The sequence below is a fragment of the Atopobium sp. oral taxon 199 str. F0494 genome (genome assembly GCF_000411555.1).
GTDB lineage: Bacteria > Actinomycetota > Coriobacteriia > Coriobacteriales > Atopobiaceae > Lancefieldella.
Map to the genome: position 1 here is coordinate 422,095 of NZ_KE150486.1, position 23,016 is coordinate 445,110.

At 53.5% G+C, this 23,016-nt stretch carries 23 protein-coding genes and 3 tRNA genes; 1 reads left to right on the top strand and 25 read right to left on the bottom strand.

Going from position 1 to position 23,016, the window contains the following annotated elements; genetic code table 11:
• Position 1 precedes the first annotated feature (1 nt).
• The 8 genes from cmk to HMPREF1527_RS01900 all read right to left on the bottom strand — a co-directional run bounded on the left by cmk (position 2) and on the right by HMPREF1527_RS01900 (position 7,652).
• Entirely contained in the window at positions 2-1,585 is a 1,584-nt protein-coding gene (gene cmk / locus HMPREF1527_RS01865; protein ID WP_016477011.1) for a (d)CMP kinase, read from the bottom strand.
• Entirely contained in the window at positions 1,582-2,412 is an 831-nt protein-coding gene (locus HMPREF1527_RS01870; protein ID WP_016477012.1) for a pseudouridine synthase, read from the bottom strand. Before HMPREF1527_RS01870 ends, cmk begins: the two co-directional genes overlap by 4 nt.
• Positions 2,405-3,067: an SMC-Scp complex subunit ScpB gene (gene scpB, locus HMPREF1527_RS01875; protein ID WP_016477013.1), complete on the bottom strand. Its 663-nt coding sequence runs from the start codon at positions 3,065-3,067 to the stop codon at positions 2,405-2,407. The genes HMPREF1527_RS01870 and scpB overlap by 8 nt, the downstream gene beginning before the upstream one ends.
• Entirely contained in the window at positions 3,067-3,936 is an 870-nt protein-coding gene (locus tag HMPREF1527_RS01880) for a ScpA family protein (RefSeq protein ID WP_016477014.1), read from the bottom strand. Before HMPREF1527_RS01880 ends, scpB begins: the two co-directional genes overlap by 1 nt.
• A gap of 3 nt (positions 3,937-3,939) precedes the next feature.
• Positions 3,940-4,620, bottom strand: coding sequence for a site-2 protease family protein (locus tag HMPREF1527_RS01885; protein ID WP_016477015.1), 681 nt, complete (start codon positions 4,618-4,620; stop codon positions 3,940-3,942).
• A 15-nt stretch (positions 4,621-4,635) separates the two neighbouring features.
• Positions 4,636-4,947 (bottom strand): hypothetical protein, encoded by a 312-nt coding sequence (locus HMPREF1527_RS01890; protein ID WP_016477016.1) that lies wholly within the window; start codon positions 4,945-4,947, stop codon positions 4,636-4,638.
• Positions 4,940-6,955: an ABC-F family ATP-binding cassette domain-containing protein gene (locus HMPREF1527_RS01895; RefSeq protein ID WP_035433621.1), complete on the bottom strand. Its 2,016-nt coding sequence runs from the start codon at positions 6,953-6,955 to the stop codon at positions 4,940-4,942. The genes HMPREF1527_RS01890 and HMPREF1527_RS01895 overlap by 8 nt, the downstream gene beginning before the upstream one ends.
• A gap of 319 nt (positions 6,956-7,274) precedes the next feature.
• Positions 7,275-7,652, bottom strand: a complete 378-nt coding sequence (locus HMPREF1527_RS01900; protein WP_016477018.1) for a glyoxalase/bleomycin resistance/dioxygenase family protein — start codon at positions 7,650-7,652, stop codon at positions 7,275-7,277.
• A gap of 203 nt (positions 7,653-7,855) precedes the next feature.
• Between HMPREF1527_RS01900 and HMPREF1527_RS01905 the strand changes: the two genes are divergently transcribed.
• The gene (locus HMPREF1527_RS01905; RefSeq protein ID WP_016477019.1) at positions 7,856-8,173 is read left to right on the top strand and encodes a hypothetical protein; all 318 of its coding nucleotides are present in this window, start codon (positions 7,856-7,858) and stop codon (positions 8,171-8,173) included.
• Between the two features lie 86 nt (positions 8,174-8,259).
• Here HMPREF1527_RS01905 and HMPREF1527_RS01910 read toward each other — a convergent pair.
• From HMPREF1527_RS01910 to HMPREF1527_RS01990, 17 genes are all read right to left on the bottom strand, one after another.
• Positions 8,260-8,334: transfer RNA gene (locus HMPREF1527_RS01910), tRNA-Val, on the bottom strand.
• 64 nt (positions 8,335-8,398) lie between these two features.
• The gene (locus HMPREF1527_RS01915; protein WP_016477020.1) at positions 8,399-8,776 is read right to left on the bottom strand and encodes a hypothetical protein; all 378 of its coding nucleotides are present in this window, start codon (positions 8,774-8,776) and stop codon (positions 8,399-8,401) included.
• A 206-nt stretch (positions 8,777-8,982) separates the two neighbouring features.
• Positions 8,983-9,058 (bottom strand) — tRNA-Ile (locus HMPREF1527_RS01920).
• 39 nt (positions 9,059-9,097) lie between these two features.
• Positions 9,098-9,173 (bottom strand) — tRNA-Ala (locus HMPREF1527_RS01925).
• Positions 9,174-9,281: 108 nt separating this feature from the next.
• The gene (locus HMPREF1527_RS01930) at positions 9,282-10,997 is read right to left on the bottom strand and encodes a proline--tRNA ligase (RefSeq protein ID WP_016477021.1); all 1,716 of its coding nucleotides are present in this window, start codon (positions 10,995-10,997) and stop codon (positions 9,282-9,284) included.
• Between the two features lie 56 nt (positions 10,998-11,053).
• Positions 11,054-12,163: a flavodoxin-dependent (E)-4-hydroxy-3-methylbut-2-enyl-diphosphate synthase gene (gene ispG, locus HMPREF1527_RS01935; protein ID WP_016477022.1), complete on the bottom strand. Its 1,110-nt coding sequence runs from the start codon at positions 12,161-12,163 to the stop codon at positions 11,054-11,056.
• 11 nt (positions 12,164-12,174) lie between these two features.
• Positions 12,175-13,545 (bottom strand): RIP metalloprotease, encoded by a 1,371-nt coding sequence (locus HMPREF1527_RS01940; RefSeq protein WP_016477023.1) that lies wholly within the window; start codon positions 13,543-13,545, stop codon positions 12,175-12,177.
• A gap of 12 nt (positions 13,546-13,557) precedes the next feature.
• Positions 13,558-14,751 carry a 1-deoxy-D-xylulose-5-phosphate reductoisomerase gene (gene dxr, locus HMPREF1527_RS01945; protein ID WP_016477024.1) on the bottom strand — a complete coding sequence of 398 codons (1,194 nt, stop codon included), beginning with the start codon at positions 14,749-14,751 and terminating at the stop codon, positions 13,558-13,560.
• A complete protein-coding gene (locus HMPREF1527_RS01950) occupies positions 14,748-15,743 on the bottom strand; it encodes a phosphatidate cytidylyltransferase (protein ID WP_016477025.1) in 996 nt (331 codons plus the stop codon). The genes dxr and HMPREF1527_RS01950 overlap by 4 nt, the downstream gene beginning before the upstream one ends.
• Entirely contained in the window at positions 15,740-16,522 is a 783-nt protein-coding gene (gene uppS, locus HMPREF1527_RS01955; protein WP_016477026.1) for a polyprenyl diphosphate synthase, read from the bottom strand. Before uppS ends, HMPREF1527_RS01950 begins: the two co-directional genes overlap by 4 nt.
• Positions 16,523-17,068 carry a ribosome recycling factor gene (gene frr, locus HMPREF1527_RS01960; protein WP_016477027.1) on the bottom strand — a complete coding sequence of 182 codons (546 nt, stop codon included), beginning with the start codon at positions 17,066-17,068 and terminating at the stop codon, positions 16,523-16,525.
• Positions 17,065-17,790, bottom strand: a complete 726-nt coding sequence (gene pyrH / locus HMPREF1527_RS01965; protein WP_016477028.1) for a UMP kinase — start codon at positions 17,788-17,790, stop codon at positions 17,065-17,067. The genes frr and pyrH overlap by 4 nt, the downstream gene beginning before the upstream one ends.
• A 154-nt stretch (positions 17,791-17,944) precedes the next feature.
• Entirely contained in the window at positions 17,945-18,814 is an 870-nt protein-coding gene (gene tsf / locus HMPREF1527_RS01970) for a translation elongation factor Ts (RefSeq protein ID WP_016477029.1), read from the bottom strand.
• A 66-nt stretch (positions 18,815-18,880) separates the two neighbouring features.
• Positions 18,881-19,660, bottom strand: a complete 780-nt coding sequence (rpsB, locus tag HMPREF1527_RS01975; RefSeq protein ID WP_016477030.1) for a 30S ribosomal protein S2 — start codon at positions 19,658-19,660, stop codon at positions 18,881-18,883.
• A 168-nt stretch (positions 19,661-19,828) separates the two neighbouring features.
• Positions 19,829-20,764 (bottom strand): tyrosine recombinase XerC, encoded by a 936-nt coding sequence (locus HMPREF1527_RS01980; RefSeq protein WP_016477031.1) that lies wholly within the window; start codon positions 20,762-20,764, stop codon positions 19,829-19,831.
• The gene (trmFO, locus tag HMPREF1527_RS01985; protein WP_016477032.1) at positions 20,761-22,098 is read right to left on the bottom strand and encodes a methylenetetrahydrofolate--tRNA-(uracil(54)-C(5))-methyltransferase (FADH(2)-oxidizing) TrmFO; all 1,338 of its coding nucleotides are present in this window, start codon (positions 22,096-22,098) and stop codon (positions 20,761-20,763) included. The genes HMPREF1527_RS01980 and trmFO overlap by 4 nt, the downstream gene beginning before the upstream one ends.
• Positions 22,095-23,006 (bottom strand): DNA-processing protein DprA, encoded by a 912-nt coding sequence (locus HMPREF1527_RS01990; RefSeq protein WP_016477033.1) that lies wholly within the window; start codon positions 23,004-23,006, stop codon positions 22,095-22,097. The genes trmFO and HMPREF1527_RS01990 overlap by 4 nt, the downstream gene beginning before the upstream one ends.
• Positions 23,007-23,016: the final 10 nt, after the last annotated feature.

A 23,016-nucleotide genomic window follows, 5' to 3' on the forward strand; every position in this document is an offset into this window, starting at 1 on the left:
GCTAATTCCTTCCGGGATGGTCTTTCATGAGCTGATCTCTCAGTTCATATACCCGCTCCATGCCAAGCTGTTCCATTTCACGAGCCTGGTCTTTGCGCTTTGTAGAAGCAAGCTCGGAAAACGCGATACGCTTCCCAACTGCGCCCCAAATTTTGACCGGCTTGACGAGAGGTGAATGCTTCTTCTTGATATCAAGCGCACCAAAGATGGCAGTCGGCTGAACATCACAGCCCGCAAGCTGAGCGATGAGTGCGAATCCCCCATGAATCTCTGGTCTCGCAAAGTTGTCGCGAATGCGCGTTCCCTCAGGATAGATGAGCACGCACTCTCCTCGCTTAAGCGCCGCCACCGCTCGGCGGATGGCCTTCATGTCGGCGGTGCCGCGCTCGACAGGAATGGCGCCAACGCGCGAAAACAGCCAGGCGATAAGCCGATTGTTGCCAAACTCGCTCTTGTAAATGGTGCGCACCGGTATGTTGTGCCACATGAGATAGACAACGCTCATCACGGGATCAAACATCGAGGGATGGTTCATGATAATCACCCGAGCGGTCTTATCGTCCTTAAGAAGCTGCGCGTCTTTAAAGTCCCAGCGAAACCACAGTTTCGTGACGCCCATAAGCAAAAGGACGACTACCCGCAAAAATATACGCGCGGGAAGCGGAAAGTCTTTGATCCCCGTGTCAAAGTAGTCATCTACGGAATTCCCGCGGAACGCGTGGAGCCTTTTGTCGGACTTTTTAGTGGGCTTTTTGTCGGAGCTCTTCTCAGAGTTCTTCTCGCCTCTCGATGTTTTTTTGGTCGCCGAAGGTCTGTGAACCTCGCTATCATCGGACGAAGCGGGCTTGGAGGACGCGCTGTGATGCTGGCGAGAAGAACGCGGCGCCCGTGTATCACGCTCCTTGAGGCCGGGATGCAAGGAGATGATTGCATCTACAACCTCATCGAGAGTCATGTGAGAAGAATCGATGAGATGAGCGTCGGCAGCGGGCTTTAAGGGCGCGACCTCCCTGGATGAATCAGCCTTGTCACGCGCCTGTATATCCTCAAGGATCTTCTTTTCTTCCGCAGCGTTTGCGGTGGCTGAGGCATTTGTCGCGGCGTCTCCGCCTTCACGCTGCACCGCGCGTCGGTGAGCTCGCGCGGCTGCGTCAGCCGTCAAGAATACCTTGACCTCCGCCTTAGGAAACACAACGGTACCGATGTCGCGGCCTTCGGCCACCACATAGCCTGCCTCCCCCGCGCGGCGCTGGAGCACTACCATCGCCTCACGAACCTCAGGAATGGCAGCAACGGCAGAAACCGCACGGTCGACCTCGGGCGTGCGAATCGCATCGGTTACGTTGCGTCCGTTTGCAAAGACCGTCTGGCCTTCTTCGGTGTTGCCAAAGGTAATCTGAATCTCACGGGCAACCTTGATAACGGCTTCGGTATCTTCAGGCGCGACACCTTTGCTCAAACATTCCGCCGTAACGGAGCGATACATCGCCCCGGTGTCCAAAAACACAAGGTCCAGACGCTTGGAAAGCGTGCGGGCAACAGTCGACTTACCGGAACCGGCTGGGCCGTCAATGGCAACGATCATATATCCTCCTTGCACGTCATATACTCTATCGAACCATCGGCAGAGCCCGCCTGTTTTTTAAGCGCGGCAAGCTCCTCTTCGCTCAAATCCCGCCACTGCCCTTCCGCAAGACCGGCAAGATGCAAAGGTCCGAACGCGTCTCTGTGGAGCACGATGACGCGGTGTCCAATAGCTAGCATCATCTTTTTAACCTGATGCTTTCTTCCTTCATGAATCCATATACCAACGATAGCGTTATCCGCCCTGCCAAAGCGCTTCGTGTGGCGAGAAACCCCATGGAGCTCCAAAAGGTCATCTCTCAGCTCCACGCGAGCAGGTTGGGCCAGGCCATCGTCCAAAACAATGCCCAACCGAAGCCGATTGAGTTCCTCCTCGGTCGGCGTGCCTGAAACAAGAGCCAGATAATGCTTCCACACATGCTTTGAAGGGTGCAGAAGTTCCTGCGCCATCAGGCCGTCCGTAGTAAAAAGCAAGAGGCCGGACGTATCTCTGTCCAGACGCCCTACTGGAAAAAGACCAGGATATCGCTCTGAAGGAACCAATCCTTTGACGGTCGGGCGACCCTGAGGATCTTTCATCGTCGTAAGACAGCCCTCGGGTTTGTTGAGCATGAGATAGGCCGGTGTGTCAGCGATGCTGACCTCTACACCGTCCACCGTTACTATGTCACAGCGGGGGTCTACTTTACTGCCGAGCTCCGTTATTATCGCGCCATTGACGCATACTCTGCCCGCGCTCATAAGCCGCTCAGAGCCGCGCCTGCTTGCCACGCCCGCGCGTGCCAAAAAACGCTGCAGCCGCATGGGGACAATACGCTGATCACCCACGGTAATCCTCGCTCAGAAGTTCCTGCTCTTCATCAAGGTCTTCAGCCGTTTCTTCCAGCGTTGAGGCAATACTTCTGCCTGAGAGACGTTCGCGGATAAATTGCTTGGACTCTTCATCGGGAGCAAAGTCTTCAAGAGGCGGAAGCTCCCTAAGAGACTTGAGCCCAAAGCGCTCCAAGAAAAGCGCTGTTGTACCGTAGAGAATAGCCTGTCCACGCTCGGCGTCGCGGCCGATTTCGCGCACGAGGCCCTTCTCGCGAAGAGAAGCTATGACGCCATCGGAATTAACGCCACGGATGGCGCGGACCCCCTCGCGCGTAACCGGCTGATGATAGGCGATTACGGCAAGCGTCTCAAGCGCCGCCTGGGAAAGGCGATGCGTGTCCCATGACAGCACAAAGTCGGCCACCTTATCATGAAGCGCGGGGTGCGTAAACAGCCTCCAGCCACCCGCCACCTCGCGGAGCTGAAATCCACGGTTTGCTTCGGCGTATTCGACGGACAGCTCAGCTAAGGCGGACGCAACTTCTCCCGGCGCGGCACCCGTAGTCTTTGCCAAATCCGTTGCGGAAACAGAGTCGGACGCCACCAAAAGCAGAGCTTCAAGCAGCTGTTTCAAAGAACCTGCTTCCAGATTTTCAAGCATTTCAGCCATTAGGCATCTTCCTGTTCAAATTCCGATAAATCAGCGACTGCCGCATCTCCTGACAGTTCGCTAAGCTCCGACATAACAGACTCGTCAAGCACATAAGGGTCAGCACCTTCTACATGCTCTATCTCGATGTCGCCAAACAGATTGCTTTGCGCGACGCGTATCATGCCGCGTTTGAAGAGCTCCAGAACGGCAAGAAAATTCGCAACGACAATCTCAGGCGTATCCTGTCCGTCCAGCAGCTCAGAAAAGGTGAGGCGGCCGCGCGAACGAGTCAGGCGGTCCACTGAAGCGACGGTCAGCGCCACGGGGATTCGCCGGGGCGCCACGTGTTCGGCCTCAAGCAAAAAAGTCTCCCGGCGCGAATCAATGTCAGCGCAGATGACCGCGAGGCTTCTGAGGGTAATGCCCTCAAGGTAATCCGGCATGAGGTTCAAAAATGCGGGGTCGGGACCGGCGCTGCGAGCAAACATGAGCTTCTCGGCTTCCGCACGCATACCCAAAGCGGCACCCGCGTTTCTGAACTGCTTGTAGGCAATAAGCCGAGCGATGAGCACTTCTCGAGCCTCGTCAGGCGAAAGATTCTGAAGCAAATCGGCATCGTCATCTTCACCGTCATCGCTCGACGCGCGGCTCGAAACTCCCTCAGGCACAAGGGCCGCCGCTTTCATGTCCAGAAGCGTAGACGCTACCAGTACAAAATCGGAAGCGACGTCAAGGTCCAAGTCTCCCATAGCCTCTACCTCGGCGAGATACTGTTCGGCGACCTCGGCGATAGAAATTGACCCTATGGCGACTTTTTGACGACTGACCAGCTGGAGAAGCAAATCAAAGGGGCCTGAGTAGGCGGCTGTTCTGATACGATACGACATGGCTTACCCAATCAGCAACTTCAAGAGAAAAGACATGCCGCCATCGATAATCCCATTGATAATCCCAGGATCAAACCACAAAAGGATCATGAGGCCAATCATACAGTAGGGTTCGATTGTGTAAAACTTCCGGCGCAAGTTATCCGGCAAGAACAGCAGAAGCAGCTTGGAGCCGTCAAGCGGCGGCAACGGAATAAGGTTGAAAACGGCCAATACGATGTTGGATACCATGATCGTGGAAAGAATCGGAATAACCCAGGCGACCAGAAGATTCGCGTGTGCCATCGCCCACGATGGATTGCTTTTTGCTACTGCGAATACAACGCGGTAGATAATTGCGGCAACGCTGGCCTGCAGCAGGTTTGAAGCGGGACCGGCAAGGGCCACGAGCACTTCGTCCAGACGACGATGACGCAGGTTATTGGGGTTGTACGGAACCGGCTCAGCATATCCGAACCCCGGCCAGCCCAAAATCACGCAGAGCGCCGGAAGGATAATAGAGCCGAAAGGATTTATATGAGCTAGTGGATTGAGCGTCAGGCGGCCAGCGTTTTTTGCAGTTGGGTCTCCGCAAAGATACGCTACGTATCCGTGAGCAACCTCATGGAGAATGATGGCAAAAAAGAGTACCACGATATGAATGAAAAGTGACATCCACGGAATGCCGTTGTATGTCTGGCTCATGCAAAACCTTTCCGCTTACCTTGTGCTTCTCGCCGCACAGTGAGCTCCTCGCGAGACGGCTGCAGTAATGATAGCAACAATGAGATAGTCTCCGCGCAGGACGCCACCGGTTGGCAGAGGGAATACATATCTTCCCGCAAGCGCCGAAGGCACCATCCGCATAGCGAAGCCATCGAGTTTCAGCTGCTCCACGCGCAGTATGTCCGGCTTAAGCGCGTCAAGCACGACCATCACGGTATACAAGGCCGCCAACACCAAAGCGAGAAGTGCCACTGCTCGCAAAATGTTTCTGAGCGCACGTCTGACGCTTGAAGCTACTCTACCCATGGGCGCCTTGCTCCATCTTTTCCGACAACTCAAGCCATTCCTGTTCAAGCGCGGGAATCTTTTTTGCAAGCGCGTTATACTCTGCCATGCAGGTATCGAATTTTTCCGCATCGCTGTACAAATTTTCATCCGCCATCAAACGCATAAGCTCGTCATAGCGCTTATGGGCAGGTTCAAGAGCAGCTTCGACTTCTTTCAGGCGCTTCTTTGTATCACGCAGCGCGCGGTTTTTGCGATTGCGCTCTTCCGCCTCGGCTCGGCGCTGCTCCTTTGTTTTGACGTTGCGCGCCGTGTTGGTGGGTGCCTCATGACGCTTCTCTCTACGCGAACCATCGGAGCTATAGGCTGTCGGTATCTTTTGCTGCGGTGTCCCAGCGCCCCCGGCTTTTTCAGCCTCAAGCTCAGCGCGCTTGAAGCAAAAATACTCATAGTCGCCGTCGTAGACGGTTACCTTATGATCGCGCACGTCAACGACCTTGTTCGCAAGCGCTCTGACCAAATGCTCATCGTGACTGATGAGGACAATGGTTCCCGGAAAATTAACGAGTGCCTTCTCAAGCACGTCAACTGAATCAATATCCAAATGGTTGGTGGGCTCATCAAGCAAGAGCAGTGGGTCAGGCGATACGAGCATCTTCGCAAGAGCCAGACGTGCACGCTCGCCACCGGAAAGAATCTGAACGCGCTTCTCGACATCATCGCCATGGAAGAGAAAGGCTCCCAAAAGGCGACGTTCCTCGCTGGTTGTCCAGCCGGGAGCTACCGAATCAAGTTCGGCCATGACCGTGTTTGCGGGATTGAGCTCTTCAAGCTGATGCTGCGCATAGTAGGCTTCGCTGACGTTCTGTCCAAGCTCAATGCAGCCTGCGTCAGGAGCAATCTTGTGCGCCATGAGTTTCATGAGCGTTGATTTCCCCGCGCCATTAGGGCCAACGAGCGCCACATGGTCGCCTCGATAGAGCTTTACGTCAATGTCGCGATAGACAAGGTTATCCTCATAAGATTTGGAAACCCCTTCAAATGAGACCACCGTATCTCCCGTGCGAGGCGGTTTGGGAAAGCGGAAGTGCACCTGATGCGACTGCTCCGGAAGCACCACCAATTCCTGACGGATCTTCTCGACCTTTACCACGCGCTCTTGTACCTGCCGCGCCTTAGTCGGCTTGTAGCGAAAACGCTCGATAAAGACTTCCATATGCGCAATATCGCGCTCCTGCGCCGCGCGCTTGGCACGAAGCTGTTCAAGGTTTTCCTCGCGCTGGCGGAGATATCCAGAGTAGTTGCCGGTATAGGTTACCAGCATACGGTTCTCCAGCGCTGCCACATGACTTACGCAGGCGTCCATAAAGGAGCGATCGTGTGAAACGAGAAGTACAGCTCCGTCATAGCCCGCCAGAAACTTCTCCAGCCACTGGACCGATTCAAGGTCAAGATGGTTGGTCGGTTCATCAAGTAAGAGCAGGTCAGGATGGCGCAGGAGCAGCTTTGAGAGAGAGATACGCATCTGCCAGCCGCCCGAAAATTCTTTGGCGGGCTTATCAAAGTCCTCCACCGGAAAGCCGAGGCCACCGAGAATCTGGCGAGCACGAGCCTCCAGCTCATAGCCGCCCAAACGCTCAAAGCGCTCCATAGCGTGACCATAGGCTTCAAGAAGTTTGTTGAGCTTGGCCTCCTCCGAAGTTTCCGCGATTGTCTGCGAAAGCTCAGCCACCTTGCGCTCCCACGTTTTAATCTCATGCGCCGAGTCGATGACTTCCTGAAGCGCCGTCTTCTCTCCCATGAGCTTGGTTTCCTGCTCAAGGTAGCCAAGCGTGGTATCACGCGCAAAGGAAACAGTACCTTCATCTGGTGTTTCTTGTCCCATGATGATTTTCAGAAGCGTTGTCTTGCCAGCGCCGTTAGGACCAACGAGCGCCCAGCGCTCACCGGCATTAAGCTGCAGCGTTGCGCCTGAATAAAGGACACGTCCGCCGAATGATTTTGCGATTTTATCTGCCAGTGCGATCAAAAGGACTCCCGAGCTCTCTAGAATGCAGCCACCCATTATAGGTCATTCGCTGATTTTCAGGTGCTTCTCGGCATCTTAGGTGCTTCTCGCCATTGTCCGCGCAAGAATGGATTTACAGAAATGGATTTCCAAAAAAGTGCCACAGTTGTGATAAAAATACTTCACAACTCATGGCATTTTTAGGGGATTTATCACAACTGATGCCTTTTTTAGGAGTTTTCATATCACAACTCATGCACTTTTTTGGACTCGCACAGCAAGCGAATTCGAAAACGTGCCCGAAAGCAAACCCAGCAATGAGCGGAAGTGCAGTCAGCTCTCACTCAGCGACCGTCAGATGAATTGCAAAACCGGCAATCTGCTCCTTGAAGTAGACAAGAAAAGTACTGCCATCAGGCATGAGGCGCCGAGAAGACTCGTCTATCTCAAACCCACGCGCTTCAAACCACTTTTCCGCCGTAGGCAAATCGTCCACGTGAAAACCGATGTGCCCCTTCTCACCGCGACCGTTTTGCTTCATGATTTCAACAAGCGTTCCCGAGAAGAACGACGGTTCCATCTCTCTTTTGGGAAGACCCATGAGCAATGAAAACCGGTCGGCAACAGCCTCTGCTTCTTCAGGTTCTTGCGCATTAATACCGACATGCGCTACGTACATTCCAAAAAGCTCAACAGGATTTTCTGATGTTTCGGACATGTAGCTGCGCCTCCCAGATCAAAGTACGGTTTAAGTGACATCTTCCTATGAAGTGTATCAAAGATTTATCCAGGTTTAAGATGGCGCTTCAGACATCATTCTTCACATATCGATTCTTAATCCATTCTTAAGAAAACGATAATTTTAATGAATTATACTGTTTTAAAGAGGTGGCCGAGTAACGATAAAGTGGGTGCTTTGATATGGGAGCGGTGCTTGTAATTCTTTTTTGGCCTATTATTCTCATTGCTGCTATTTTTGGTCTCACAATCCAATCACTGGAAGCCCTCGTCAACTCCTGGGCCTTCCCTATTGCCATTCTGATTTTTGTTGCCTGGCTTGTGGTAACCGTTAGCCTTATACGCACGTTTGTATGGTGGCTCAAGGATAGGAAGAACCATGTAGTGACAAAGAAACGCTTCTGTATTCCCATCACGTTTTCAATAATTGCCCTTGCGCTGACGTTTTTCGACGTATGGCTTGCGGTCAATGTTGTTTCGGCGGCGGTCTTTACTCACTAAACAACACCGTTTAACAGTCCTATTTAACAGTCATTTCTGACACAAAAAAGCTGAGATCCAAGATTGAGTCTCAGCTTCATCTTTTCTGGTGGGCGATACAAGATTTGAACTTGTGACCTCTGCCGTGTGAAGGCATTGCTCTACCCCTGAGCTAATCGCCCGATAAGCGCCTGCAAATCATATCAAAAAATAACTCGCAATTCTAGGCTCGTATGAGATTCTGTTCTATTTTGCCTCAAGTGACTTCTTTACCCGACGCGATCCAAAGGTAACGAATACCGACAGGGCGAGAAGAACCAGTTGTTCAGCACTCAATATTGTAAGACTTTGCGCTGTCACCACCTGAACGACGGTACTGATTGCCAATACTGCGGTTGCTCCAAAAAGCATCGAAAACGCTTCTGCTGCCTGATTAGGAACGTTGGCGGCTCGTGCGGCATATCCGCCTTCGAGAATAGCGATCATACACGCAAAGAGGAAAAGCGCTGAATCTAGTTTTGGTCCATTTCCGATAACCGTAATCACTACAACTACCAAGCCGAGAAGACCACCAGCCAGCAAAAACAAGCTGACGAGCTTCATTGAGCGAGTTTCAGGAGTCATTGCTCCCCTTTCACCAAACAACAGGTATCAACAAAATTACCGACAGCAATAGTATGAAATATTCTACCCTCACGCACACAAGACGTAATCTCATTTTAAGAAATACCTTTACCGGTCTCCCATGTAAGAAGCGCCTGCATCGCATAGCACCCTCTCGTGGTCTCCTAAAAAACCTGACAAGATAGTATCTTGCCAGGCTGAGTAGTTGGTGGGCCCAGTAGGATTTGAACCTACAACCCAGGGATTATGAGTCCCCTGCGCTAACCGTTGCGCCATGAGCCCGTATGAAAAAGGCGACGGTTTCCCGCCGCCTGTCATGTATGGTGGAGAATAGGGGGATCGAACCCCTGACCTCATGACTGCCAGTCATGCGCTCTCCCAGCTGAGCTAATTCCCCGGAAGTGGTGCGGAACTACTATATCAGAGTAAGCGAGCCATGCAAGCGAAAAACCCGGATTGCATGAGAAAAATGCCACGAGAAAATGCCGACAGCTCTACAGATGCTCTACAGCTGCCTGAGCGGAGCCACGCGCGCAACAAGCCACTCGGCAACTTCATCAAACGGCACATCAAAGCGCTCGCCAGTTTCGCGGTTCTTGACCTCAGCCACGCCGTTTGCCGCACCGCGCTTGCCTACGATAACCTGCCAGGGCAAGCCGATAAGATCGGCGTCAGCGAACTTGACGCCGGGACGTTCGTCTCTATCATCTACGACAGTCTCCAAACCAGCGACGACAAACGCGTCGGCAAGCTGCTCGGCAATCGGCCATACAAGATCGTCGCCTACGCTCAGAGGAATAAGTTCGACTTCATAAGGAGCAACGCAAACCGGCCAGATAATACCGTGTTCGTCGTTATGCTGTTCAACTACAGCAGCAAGCAGACGAGAAACGCCAATGCCGTAACAACCCATCAAGAAAGGCTGCTCACTGCCGTCTTCAGCGGTAAAGGTCGCGCCAAGCGCTTCGGAATACTTAGTTCCCAACTGAAAGACTTGCGAAACCTCAATGCCGCGCGCCTCATGAAGGGGCTTGCCGCACTGAGGACACAAATCCCCCTCGCGAGCTGTCACCACGTCTACCCACGCGTCAATCTCAAAGTCGCGACCAGGCTTTGCATGCGCAAAATGGAAGTTCTTCTCGTTTGCGCCTATAAGCCACCATTCGGAGTCTCGCAAAGAAATATCCGCTACCGCGCGCACGCCAGCGGGCAAATCTTTAGGGCCGATAAAGCCTTTGACCAGGCCGTTCTCTTTAAGCTCCTCATCACTCATAAGATGGTAGGCGCCAAAGGCATGCTCACCTTTGACTTCATTCAACTCATGGGTGCCGGGAACAAAACAAACTACCGGCTGGCCGTCGCCGTCGATAAGCGCCAACGCCTTGCGCGTCGCACCCTCGCTGACGTGTAAAAACTCAGCAAGCGCTTCAATGGTACTCACTCCGGGCGTAGAGACCTTCTCGAGCTCGCCCGCGCTTCCCTCTTCAACGTGAACCGCAACGGTTGCCGCCTCGGTATCAGCCGCGTAACCGCAGTCGCAATACACGAGCGCCGCCTCGCCCGCATCAGCAAGCGCCATGAACTCAACGGATGTGTCGCCACCAATCTGGCCGGAGTCCGCGATAACAGGCAAAGCGCGAATGCCGGTACGCTCGCAAATACGGGCGTACGCTGCCTTTTCCGCATCATAGCACTCCTGCAGCGACTCCTGCGTAGACGAGAAGGAATAAGCGTCCTTCATAATGAATTCGCGGCCGCGCATAAGGCCAAAGCGTGGACGCATTTCGTCTCGGAACTTGTCTTGAATCTGATAGAGCGTTACCGGCAGCTGCTTGTAGCTTTTAAGCTCATTGCGCACCAGATCCGTAAACGTCTCCTCATGAGTAGGGCCAAGCGCGAACTTGCGCTCGTGGCGGTCGTGCAGACGCATGAGCTCCGGCCCGTACACGTCCCAGCGACCCGACTCTTCCCAGAGCTCAGCCGGGGTAAGAATGGGAACAAGAATCTCTTGAGCGCCAATGCCGTCCATTTCGTCCCGGATAATCTTTTCAATCTTGTGAAGAGAGCGCCAGGCAAGCGGAAGATAGCTGTACAATCCCGCAGCAGTCTTGCGAATCATGCCCGCACGGAGTAAGAGTCTGTGGCTGGCAAGCACCGCTTCGGCCGGGTCTTCTTTCAAGGTCGGCGCATACAGTGACGACATCTTTACCCAATGCTTCAAGATTGTTCCTTCCTCATGGCATAAGGCGAGAAGAACTTCTCGCCTCAAAATTTCCTTTACAGTTTACTTGTTTTGTTCTCGCCCGAATCGTCCGACTTCTCGCTAAATCGCGTCTCTATTTCATGGAAAAGCTCATCAACGATGTCTTTTTCGGCTATTTTCTTGGTAGGAACGCCGTGCTCAAAAAGGACCGCTCTCCCCTTACCGCAGGCAACGCCTATATCAACGCCACGCGCCTCACCGGGGCCGTTTACCACGCATCCCATAACGGCAACGGAGATTGGCGCGTGAACGCTTTCAAGACGTGCAGAAACCTCTTCGGCAATGGGAATCATGTTGACGCCGCAACGTCCGCAGGTAGGACAGCTAACAAGTTCTGGCTTGTTGCGGCGCAGACCAAGCGCGGCCAGAAGCTCCCAGGCCACATATACCTCTTCCACCGGATCAGCCGTAAGCGAGAGGCGCATGGTGTCGCCTATCCCCTCCTCAAGAAGAATCCCCACGGCAGCGGCGTTTTTCACTGTACCCTGGCGAAGCGTTCCTGCCTCGGTCACCCCTACATGCAGGGGCACTTCCGGAAGCTCATGGGAAAGCGCTCGATAAACGGCAAGTGTTGTGGGAACATCGTGAGCCTTTGCGGAAAGCACGATGTCGTCAAAGCCACGCGCACGGAAATGCTTTGTGAACGACACTGAGGAGGCTACGAGCTTCTCGACAAGCGTCATATCAGAGTGCGTATCAAACTCCTTGGCAAGAGATCCCGCATTTACGCCAATGCGTATGGGGATATGGGCCTCCTGCGCCGCCTCGATAACCGCGTCCACGCGCTCCCATGAACCGATGTTGCCGGGATTGACGCGGAGCGCGGAGGCGCCTAAGCGAGCGGCCTCAACGGCCAGTCGAAAGTCAAAGTGAATGTCGGCAACAACGGGAAGCGGACTTTGACGACATACCTCATGAAATCCCGCAAGAGAGCGAGCTTCGGGAATAGCCACGCGAATAATTTCACACCCGGCGTCCGCAAGCGTTTTGATTTGCGCAAGCGTTGCGGCGGCGTCCGCGGTCTTGGCGGTGCACATAGACTGCACGGACACCGGAGCGCCACCGCCTACCTGCACAGAACCGACCATCACGGGATGCGTTATGTTACGAGCAATTTCAGCCATACGCTCACCAGCTATCTGAAAATCAGTCGAAAAATGTCATTTTTGAGCGCAACGACAAAAATGAACAGGAAAAACGCCAGTCCGATATAGGTGAGGATATTTTGCGTCTTTACGGAAAGCGGGCGGCCAATAATCACCTGGATAATCTCTATCAGTATCTTGCCGCCGTCAAGCGGAGGAATGGGCAGTAAATTCATGAAGCCCAGCGACATGGAGATCATAGCGATAATCATAATCAAATCCGTCGCGCCGGACTGAGCTGCCCTGGACGCCATCACGGAAATACCGACCACAGAAGACGACTGATTGAGCACGTTCATGGTCTGCGTCGGAATCAAAAGGCTACCGGCGAACTGCGCTACTTTGCCGGCATAGGCAAACGATGTGGACAGCGCCTCGGGAAGTGAAAGGCGATACTGCGCCGTTGTAGGCGAAATGCCAATGATCTTTGCTTCCGGCTTAAGCTTTGGATTGACGACTGTTTCAAGCTGTATGCCCTCACGAGTATATGAGACAGTCAGGTTACTCTGATTGGACAGCGCCGAGTGAATTTCCTCGCTCATATCCGTCCAGGAAGATACCACTTTTCCGTTGATAGCGGTAATGGTGTCGCCCTGTTTCAGACCCGCGAGTGCCGCAAGCGACTTCTCTTCGACAGCGCCAATCTGAGGAGTGTTTTGAGGAACCGCGATGCCGACAATCATCAGCGAACCTGCAACCAGCACAAGGGCGAGAAGCACGTTGACCACAATGCCGCCGAGCAACATCACGATGCGCTTGGGAATGCTGGCGCCAAGGTAGGTATGCGAGCGCTCCTGGGCGAGAAACGCCTCGGCTTTCATGGAGGGGTCGTGGGCTTCGCCTGCCTTTGTTGAGCCTTCCAAAGAAAAATCGTGCCCGCGGTCGTATTCGGTTCGAAGCAGAGCGTCGCGCGCCAAGGTCTGATACGTAATCAGAGCTTCATCGTCTGCCTTTGCGCCGCTTTCATGCTGTTCGCAGGACTCAATGGCAGCCCAATCGGTAAGAATCGTGAGCGCCTCAAGGGCTGTATCAGGTGCTATGTTGAGCTCGGAAGCAACCTCGCCTACCGTGACATGGCCCTTTTTCTGTACAAGAAGGAGCACGGGCGCAAGATACTCGTTATTCTCGCCCTCCATGCCGCAAATGCGTGTGTAGCCGCCCAAAAGCAGCGGTGTCACGCCTATCTCTGTACCGTGAGACGCGCTCTTATAGGAGAGCTTATAGCGAAACGGCATGCCCAAGAAGAACTCAGTGACGCGCACGCCAAACGCGCGAGCGGCAAGATAATGGCCAGCTTCATGCACGAAGACTAAAATCGAAAGAACTACGAGTCCCCAAAAAATAGGCGACAGTACGCTCAAGATGTTCAAATCCTACCCTTTCAGCACGCATGCCTGAGCAAGCGCGCGGGCATGTGTATCAATCTCGGAGAGTTGTTCGATACTCTCAACGGTCTCTCTTGGGATTGTCTCCATAACGGAAGAAACAATATGCTCAATGTCGAGAAAACCGATTTTGTCTAAACGGAAGGCCTCGTTGGCAACTTCATTAGCAGCGTTCATGACGCAGGGCTGCGTTCCGCCGACTCTACCAGCTTCCTTCGCAAGCGCCAGACAGCCGAAAGTTTTCTCATCGACTTCCTCGCAGGTAAGAGGATCGCAAGTCCCCCACATGACAGGCGTTGCCACGGTTTGCCAGCGCTCAGGATAACTCAGGGCGTACTGAATAGGAATGCGCATGTCAGAGGGGCCAAGCTGACCTTTTACGGAGCCGTCAATAAATTCAACCATGGAATGAATGCGGCTTTGCCGGTGAACCAATACATGAATATCGTCGATGGACGTCTCAAAAAGATGATGGGCTTCGAGTATTTCGAGACCTTTGTTCATGAGCGTCGCCGAATCAATCGAGATTTTGGCTCCCATCGACCAGGTGGGGTGAGCAAGGGCGTCCGCAACGCTCACATGCGCAAGCTCTTCTCGCGTCATGCCAAAAAATGGCCCGCCTGAGCAGGTCAGCCATAGTTTTGACAGCTCTGAGAGTCGTTCACCTGCAAGACACTGAAAAATGGCGCTGTGCTCGGAATCTACAGGCACAAGTTGGCCGGGGCGCACAAGCGGCATCAGAAGGTCGCCGCCGACCACGATTGACTCTTTGTTGGCATAGGCCAGCGTCTTTCCTGCTTTGAGCGCTGCGTACCCAGCGTAGATACCCGCTTCGCCCACAACGGCGTTGACAACGCAGTCCACCTCGTCAAGCTCCGCAAGGGCGCTGACCGCTTTAGCGCCAAAGGTTACCTTGCACCCTTCGGGCAAATCGGCGAGAAGAGCGTCATGCTGGCACTTTTCATTGGCAACGGCGATATAGGCGGGCTTAAACTCACGTGCGGCGGCCGCAAGTGGCGCAATCGACGAGTGCACTGCAAGGGCAACAACCTGCACCTTATCGCGATGATGGCGGCATACATCCAGCGTCTGCGAACCGACTGAGCCGGAGCAGCCCAGTATGGCGACGCGCAAAGGCCGTCGTCGCGGCGCACGCGGCGCTGTGTCCTCAAAGATACTCATAAAAACAGAAGCGCTCCCATAAAGTAAAACGAAAAATTCAGGAATAACAAAGCGGCCACGCTGCCAAAAATCATTGAATCGGAACGGTCAAGAAGACCTCCATGACCAGGCATGATAGTACCGGAGTCTTTTATGCCAACACCACGCTTGATACGCGATTCAAAAAGATCGCCGATGACCGCGAAGATGCCCTCAAAGAGACCGGCCGCAATTCCCCACCACACGGGCATGTGAAAGGTAGGGCTGAACGTGCTTACCAAGACCCATACCAAAACAGACCCTACAAGACCGCCGTAAAAGCCTTCCCAGCTTTTCTTTGGAGAAATGCGGGGCGCCATTTTGTGTCTGCCAAACTTGGATCCCACGAAAAACGCAAACGAGTCATTGGCCCACACGGATACCATCACCGCGAGCGTCAGCCAAGGTATCGAAAACGACGGCTCAGCCGAGCGAAACATCACGATGGTGGCATAGGCCAGCGAAGTATAGACAGGGCCAAAACAGGTTACCGCTACGTCAGCAAGGTTGGCCCGCGGCGTTAAAACGTACCATGCTCCGCAAAACATAAGCAAGATAAGCAAAGAGCCGAATACTCCGTATGATCCGAAACGAGCCAAAATAGGAAATACCACCGCAAAGGTCAAGCCCAACGGTTCATTGGGCATACGTCCGCCCAAACGGCAGATGTGAAAGAACTCTGAGCAGCATACCCAGCCAATCGCGGCTATCAATACCGTTGTAGCGTCAATACCCGCATACAGACAGGCAAGCACGATAAAGGCATAAATCGCGCCTGAAAGCGAGCGAGTGAGGAGCTTTTCTGTCCATTCGCGCACACGCTGACCAAAAAGGTTTCCTTCAGCGCGCAGTGGCTCTTTTTGCGACCGCCTGTCCTCAAGTTTATCTATCTGCCTGTCCAAGCCGGCAGGTTCGGGAGGCGTATACGAAACTTCCTCTAAAGCCGGGCTCACAGGCTTGCGTTCCTTTGTCATGAAGCCACACCTCCAAAACGCCGTTCCCGTGCCTGAAAGGCCACGAGCGCACGCAGAAAATCCCAGCGCGTGAAATCAGGCCACAGCGTTGGCGTCACATACATCTCCGAGTATGCAATCTGCCACAGAAGATAGTTGGAGAGGCGCAGCTCTCCTGAGGTGCGAATGAGCAAATCAGGGTCGGGCAGTCCCGCGGTGTAGAGGTACTTCTCGACATCTGCCGGTCCTATGCTTGCAGGATCAATGCTTCCCGCTTTTGCCTCTGCGGCGAGAAGTGCGGCGGCGCGGGCGAGTTCAGCGCGGGCGCCGTAATTGACGGCAAGCGCAAAGACCATACCGGTGTTATTGGCGGTTTCTGCGAGCCCCTGCTTAAAGGTTTCCTGCGTCTTTTGAGGAAGAGCTTCAAGGTCGCCAAAAAAGCGGAGCTTTACCTGCTCCTGATGAAAGAGCGGCAGCTCGTTCAAGAGCGTTTCGGCAAAAAGCTGCATCAAAAAGGTAACTTCTTTTTGCGAGCGATTCCAATTCTCCGTTGAAAACGCGTAGACCGAAAGTACGTCCAGGCCAAGACGGACAGCTGTTGTCACCGTTTCACGAAGCGACGCGACGCCCGCTAGATGGCCTTGTGAGCGTTCAAGACCGCGCGCCTGCGCCCAGCGCCCGTTGCCATCCATGATGATGGAAACATGAGCGGGCATACGACTCATATCAAGCGCGTCAAGCGAGATATCCCCGGGAGCATCGCGGTAAAACGCAGCCAGTTTTGCCTTGTCAAACTGCATCTAGATCTCCATGACCTCAGCGGTCTTTGCCTTGAGGAGCTTTTCAATCTCGGCAACTGAGTTGTCGGTGAGTTTTTGGATCTGCTTTTTCTCATGCGACTGCTCGTCTTCCGAGAGTTCCTCGTCCCGCTCAATCTTGCCGTTAATGTCGCGGCGCACGTTTCTGATTGCGATGCGCGCTTCTTCGGCAAGGCCGGCGCATTCCTTTGCGAGCTCACGGCGGCGCTCTTCGGTCGGCATAGGGAACGGCAGACGGATAGCTACGCCGTCATTGGAAGGAGTGATTCCCAAATCAGACGCCTCAATCGCTTTTTCGATAGCCTTGAGCGAAGTCTTATCCCAAGGCTCAATTACCAGCAGGGAGGCCTCAGGAACCTTCACTGCGGCAAGCTGCATAATAGGCGTAAGCTGGCCATAATAATCGACCTTGATGGGGTCAAGCGCATGCGGGTTTGCGCGGCCGGTGCGAACGCGAGCAAAGTTGTTCTTCAAGGCTTCAATGCCCTTATCCATTGAAGATTTTGCCTTGTCGGTGTAGACGCTCATAAGTCCTCCTCAACAACGGTCGTACCGACGTTCTTGCCACAGATAGCATCGTGGAAGACGCCTTCGGTACCCATATCAAATACAATGATTGGCATTTTATTGTCACGGCACAACGCAATCGCCGCAGCATCCATAACCTTAAGCTCTTTCGTCAACACGTCCTTGTACGTCACCACGTCAAATTTGACAGCCTGAGGATTGAGCACCGGATCACAATCGTAGATGCCGTCAACCTTGGTTGCCTTCATAAGAGCCTCAGCGCCTATCTCGCATGCGCGAAGCGCCGCTGCAGTATCCGTAGTGAAATAAGGATTGCCCGTGCCAGCGGCAAAGATGACGATACGTCCCTTCTCAAGATGGCGGATGGCGCGGCGGCGGATGTAGGGCTCTGCAATCTGCGCCATGGTGATAGCGCTCATCACACGGCAGTCCATGCCGTGACGCTCAAAGCAGTCCTGCAGAGACAGGGCATTGATGACAGTAGCAAGCATACCCATGTTGTCTCCTTGGGCGCGATCCATACCAGCCGCTGCCTGTGAGACGCCGCGGAAGATGTTGCCGCCGCCTACTACAACGGCGATTTGAACACCGGACTCCCAGACGGGCTTAATTTCTCGAGCCAGCTGCTCGGGAATGGAAGGATCAATCCCGAAGTTCTGCTCGCCCATCAAAGCCTCGCCGGAAAGCTTGAGAAGCACTCTTTTATAGGTATAGTTCGACAAGACACCCTCCACTTCCGCGCAAACGTACAATCGCTGAACATTTTATCAGACGACCCAAGCTCAACTCGCCTCAAGCACAACCAACGCACACGCTTCGCATAAAGAAAAAGCCAACTGCAAGCAGCTGGCTTTTTCTGAGTCGTTCTCTCAGCGGCTACTCGCCAAAGGAAAAACGAACGAAGCTGACGACTTGAACGTTGTCGTCGACCTTTTTGGAAACGAGCTTCGCGTACTCGTTGATGGACATGTCGGGATCCTTAACGAAGGCCTGCTCGGTAAGGACATTCTCCTTGTAGTACTTCTCAAGACGACCCTGTGCCATTCTCTCCTGAATAGCCTCGGGCTTGCCAGACTCAGCAGCCTGAGCCTTGTAGATGGAGAGCTCATGCTCAACGATGTCAGCAGGCACATCCTCGCGGCGAGCAGCAACCGGAGCGGCTGCGGCTACCTGCATGGCGACGTCATGGGCGAAGTTTTTGAAGTCCTCAGAATCACGGGTCTCGGGCTTGTCAAACTCAAAGGTAACAACCGTCGCAAGTTTGCCGCCGAGGTGAATGTAGCTTGAAAGAGCGCCGGAAGAAACCTGAACACGGGCGAAGCGCAAAATACGCATGTTTTCGCCAATGTTGTGAATCTTATCCGTCAGAGCTTCCTGTACGGTGCCCTCACCGAATTTTGACGTGAGGAACGCGTCGACATCGGAAGGATCACTCTCAACAACGGCCTCGGCTAAATCGCTTGCAAAGCCAGTAAACTGCGGGTTGGTACCCACAAAGTCAGTTTCGCACGAAAGCTCAAGGATTGCGCCCTTGGTACAATCGGGTGAAATGAACGTTGCAATGGTGCCTTCATTAGTCTCGCGACCCGCGCGCTTGACGGCCTTGGCAACGCCCATGGTGCGCAGAATATCAATCGCCTTATCAATGTCGCCATCGGCTTCAACGAGTGCCTTCTTGCATTCCATCATAGGAGAACTCGTCATATCGCGGAGCTGCTTGACAAGGGCTGCAGTAATTTGTGCCATGTTCCCCTCCTTGGGGATCGTAGGAATAATTGCGTACTTGCGTACGTATTGCTTGCTTAGGTGGACCTATTCAGCCTGAGGAGCTTCTTCTGCCTGCTCGGCCTTAGGCGCCTCCTCTTCGCTCGCCTGCGGAGCGCTCATTTCCTCTGCGGAAATCTGCTCTTTACCGCTGCCGGCAAGGATTGCGTCGGCGGCAAGTTCGCACATCAAAGAAATGGAGCGGATAGCATCATCGTTTGCGGGAATGCCGTAGTCGATAACGTCAGGGTCGGAGTTTGTGTCAAGAAGCGAAACCACGGGGATGTGAAGGCGATTTGCCTCGCGAACCGCGTTCTCCTCACGCTTTGAGTCGATGACAAAGAGAGCGTCGGGAAGCTTGTTCATATCGCGAACGCCACCCAGGTTCAGCTGAAGCTTAGCAAGCTCCTTGTTGCGAAGCGCCTGCTCCTTTTTGGGCAGAGCGTCCATGCGGCCGTCCTCAACCATGGCCTCAAGCTCTTCCATGTGCTGAATGCGGGAACGCATGGTGACAAAGTTAGTGAGCATGCCGCCAAGCCAGCGCTGATTGATGTAGGGCATGGAAGCACGCGCGGCCTGAGTAGCAATAGGCTCCTGAGCCTGCTTTTTGGTGCCGACAAAAAGAATGCGGCCACCCTTAGAAGCAAGATCTTTCAAAAAGGTGTAAGCCTTGTCAGCGCCAAGCATGGTCTGCTTGAGGTCAATGATGTAAATACCATTGCGATCGCCGAAGATATACGGCTTCATCTTAGGGTTCCAGCGGCGGGTCTGGTGGCCATAGTGGCAGCCGGCATCAAGCAGGGTTTGGATAGTAATCTTTGCAGCCATAAGTAACCTCCTGGTTTAACCTCCGCACGGGGTCTTTCCCATCAATCAACCCAAAACCTGGCTTGAGCTTTGAGCACCACAGACGATGAGTAGTCGTGCGTGTGTGATTGTGCCGCTTGGCAGCGGCAGGCTGTGCATTTACACAACCGGGCGGTAGTATACCACGATTTAGTCAGATTCAGCCCGCGGATGCGCTTGTTTTGCTGCATCTTTGAGACGCTCAATCGAAAGGTGCGTATAGATTTGCGTTGTCGACAGACTCTGGTGGCCCAAAAGCTCCTGCACGACGCGTAAATCAGCGCCACCAGTAAGGAGCTCTGTCGCAAACGTATGCCTCATGGCATGCGGCGTAAGACCTGAATCAAGCCCCGCTTCCAGCACATGGGCCTCAAACATTTTTCTGAGCACGTCCGCGCTCATGCGGCGGCCACGATTTGAGAGAAAGAGAGCCTCCTCAGCCGGCGCAACTTTGAGTGATGTTCTGCTTTTTGCCAAAAGCTTCGGCCTAGCTTCATAAAGATAGAGCTCCAGCCAGTCGCACGCGGTCTTATAGAGCGGGACATCACGCTCTTTTGAACCTTTACCAAACAGCCTCACGACACCTTGCCGCAGCATAAGGTCTCCCCTGTCAAGACGTGCGATCTCTGAGATACGAGCGCCCGTCGCATACATGAACTCAAGGATTGCCCTATCTCGCAAGCCGGATGACGTATGTACGTCGCATGATGCAAGAAGTCTTTTTGCATCTTCATCCGACATGGTCTTGGGAAGACGGCGAGAAGTACGCGGGCTTGTCAAAATAAGCGAGGGATCCGCTTCAAGATAACCCTCTTTGTTCAGCCACTTATAAAATCCTCTGAGAGCTGAAAGATGCCTGTTGCGTGTGCGTGCAGAGTATTGGGCTCGATTGAGATAGGACAGATAGGAGCGAAGGCTTCGATGTGTTGCCTGAAGCATGCTAAGTTCTTCTCGCCCGCACCACGCGGCATACGACGAGAGATCTGTCGCATAAGCCCGCACGGTATTGTCGGACAGATTGCGCACCGATTTCAAATATGTCAGGAACATATCTATATAGGCTGCATCATCAAAGGCCTGTGTCATTGATCATCGCTCCTTTGGCCAAAGAGATCGCTTCTGAGGCGCAGATAGGCGTCAAAATCTTCATGCGCTCTTTGCGTCATACGAGCACGGCGTTCATCTTTCTTCTTTATCTCCGTATCAAGCGGCGGAAAGAGTCCGAAATTGACGTGCATGGGCTGGTAGTCCGTAGTGTTTGGATTAGTCGCATAAGCTACTAGAGAACCCAGGGCTCCCGTTGTGGGAAGGTGCATCTGAGAAGCACCAACCAGATCCGCATAGGTATTGAGCGCCGCAAGCAAACCAGAAGCAATCGCTTCCACGTAGCCCTCTGTGCCGGTAATCTGTCCCGCGAGCCGAACGCATGAGTGCGGAATCGCAAATGTATCGGTCAGCGTATGAGGCGCATCAACGAATGAATTTCTGTGCATAACGCCGTAGCGCACAAACTCTGCCTGCGCAAGTCCCGGAATCATCGTGAAGACACGTTTTTGTTCGCCCCAGGTAAGGTTGGTCTGAAAACCCACAAGATTGTACGCGGTCGCTGCCTCATTTTCAGCACGAAGCTGCACTGCCGCCCAAGGCCGTCTGCCGTCTCTTGGATCAATGAGTCCTACCGGTTTGAGAGCGCCAAAACGAAGCGACTCAAATCCTGTGCGCGCCACCTCCTCTACAGGCTGGCACGCCTGAAATAAATCAGCCTGCTCAAATTCGCGGGAGACGACGCGCTGCGCGCCGATAAGCTCACGGATAAAAGCTTCATATTCGTTTTTATTGAAAGGACAGTTGAGATAATCCCCTCGCCCTGCTTTTTCATAACGAGACTGCGAAAAGACAATCGAGCGGTCGATGCTTTCCGCTGAAACAATAGGAGCCGCAGCATCATAAAACGACATGCCCTCTGTGCCAACGCGCTTGGAAATCGCCGCATACAGCGCGTCCGAGCAAAGCGGTCCGGCCGCAATCACGCAAGGCCCGTCAGGAATTTCTGTAGCTTCCCGACGTTCAATCTTAACGAGAGGATTCGCCTCGACCACAGCCGTCACCGAACGTGAAAACTTCCTTCGGTCAACCGCCAGGGCGCCTCCTGCAGAAACGGCGTTTTCTCTCGCAATCTGTAAGAGGAAACTTTTCATTTCTGTCAGTTCGCGCTTCAGGATACCCGCCGCGCTCTCCTCTTTAGTCGATTTAAGAGAGTTCGAGCAGACAAGCTCTGCAAAGTCGCTCGTATGGTGTGCTAAAGACCGGTGAATGGGCCTTTGCTCTATCAAAAGGACTTCTATCCCTCTGGCGGCAAGCTGGAGCGCACACTCACTGCCTGCAAGACCTGCCCCTATAACAGTTACTCTCTTTGTCATAACGTCCTTTGCTCATTCATATTCGCTGTCTGTACTAATCCTAAATGATATTCGCGGGTTGGTGTATAGCGGCCGTCGGGCAATCTCTGTACAATCCTTTGAGCTTCAAAGTCTGTAAGCGTCCTCATGAGCGTCAACACATTCTCTCCAAGACGCATGGCAAGCTCTTCCGGACGACACGGAGAAGCCGTAAGAGCCGACATAACACGGCTTTTTGGAGACGTCTTGTCTTCCTGCTTTAGAACTGTTGCTCCAAAATCAAGCGCAAGGGACAGAGCAAGCGACGCCTCGTCCGGGATAATCCTGGCTCCGTCGGTGATAAGTTTGTTAGTTCCCGCGGACGTAGGAGAAAAGATAGACCCCGGTATGGCGTATACCTTTCGTCCAAGATCTTCCGCTGTCTCGGCTGTTGACATGGTTCCTGAACACACGCCTGCTTCAGTCACCACCAAAACAGAGCCAAGAGCGGCAATGACAGCATTTCTTCGCGGAAACGCAAAGCGCCGCGGAGGAGTTCCCCAACTGTCTAGCGAGATTACCGCTCCTTCTTTTACCGCAGCGGAAAAAAGACTTTTTGAAGAGCGCGGGTAAACAACATCGGCGCCACAGCCTAGTACTGCAATTGTTTTTCCTCCTGCCGCAAGAGCGCTCATACCAGCCGCACAATCGCATCCCATCGCGCCTCCCGAAACAACGGTCACCCCACAGTCCGCGGCTACTCGGGCAGCCATTTCAGCAAGGGCAATACCGTAAGGAGTTGCCCGTCGAGCGCCAACGATTGAGAGCATTGGCGTTTCAAATATTTCGGAATTTCCAATTCCGTAGAGCACGTTTGGAGGGTTTTCAAGATCTTCCAAACAGGCCGGATAGTGCTTTGAACCACGTTCAAACGCCCATTTTTCAGCCATGACATCTCCT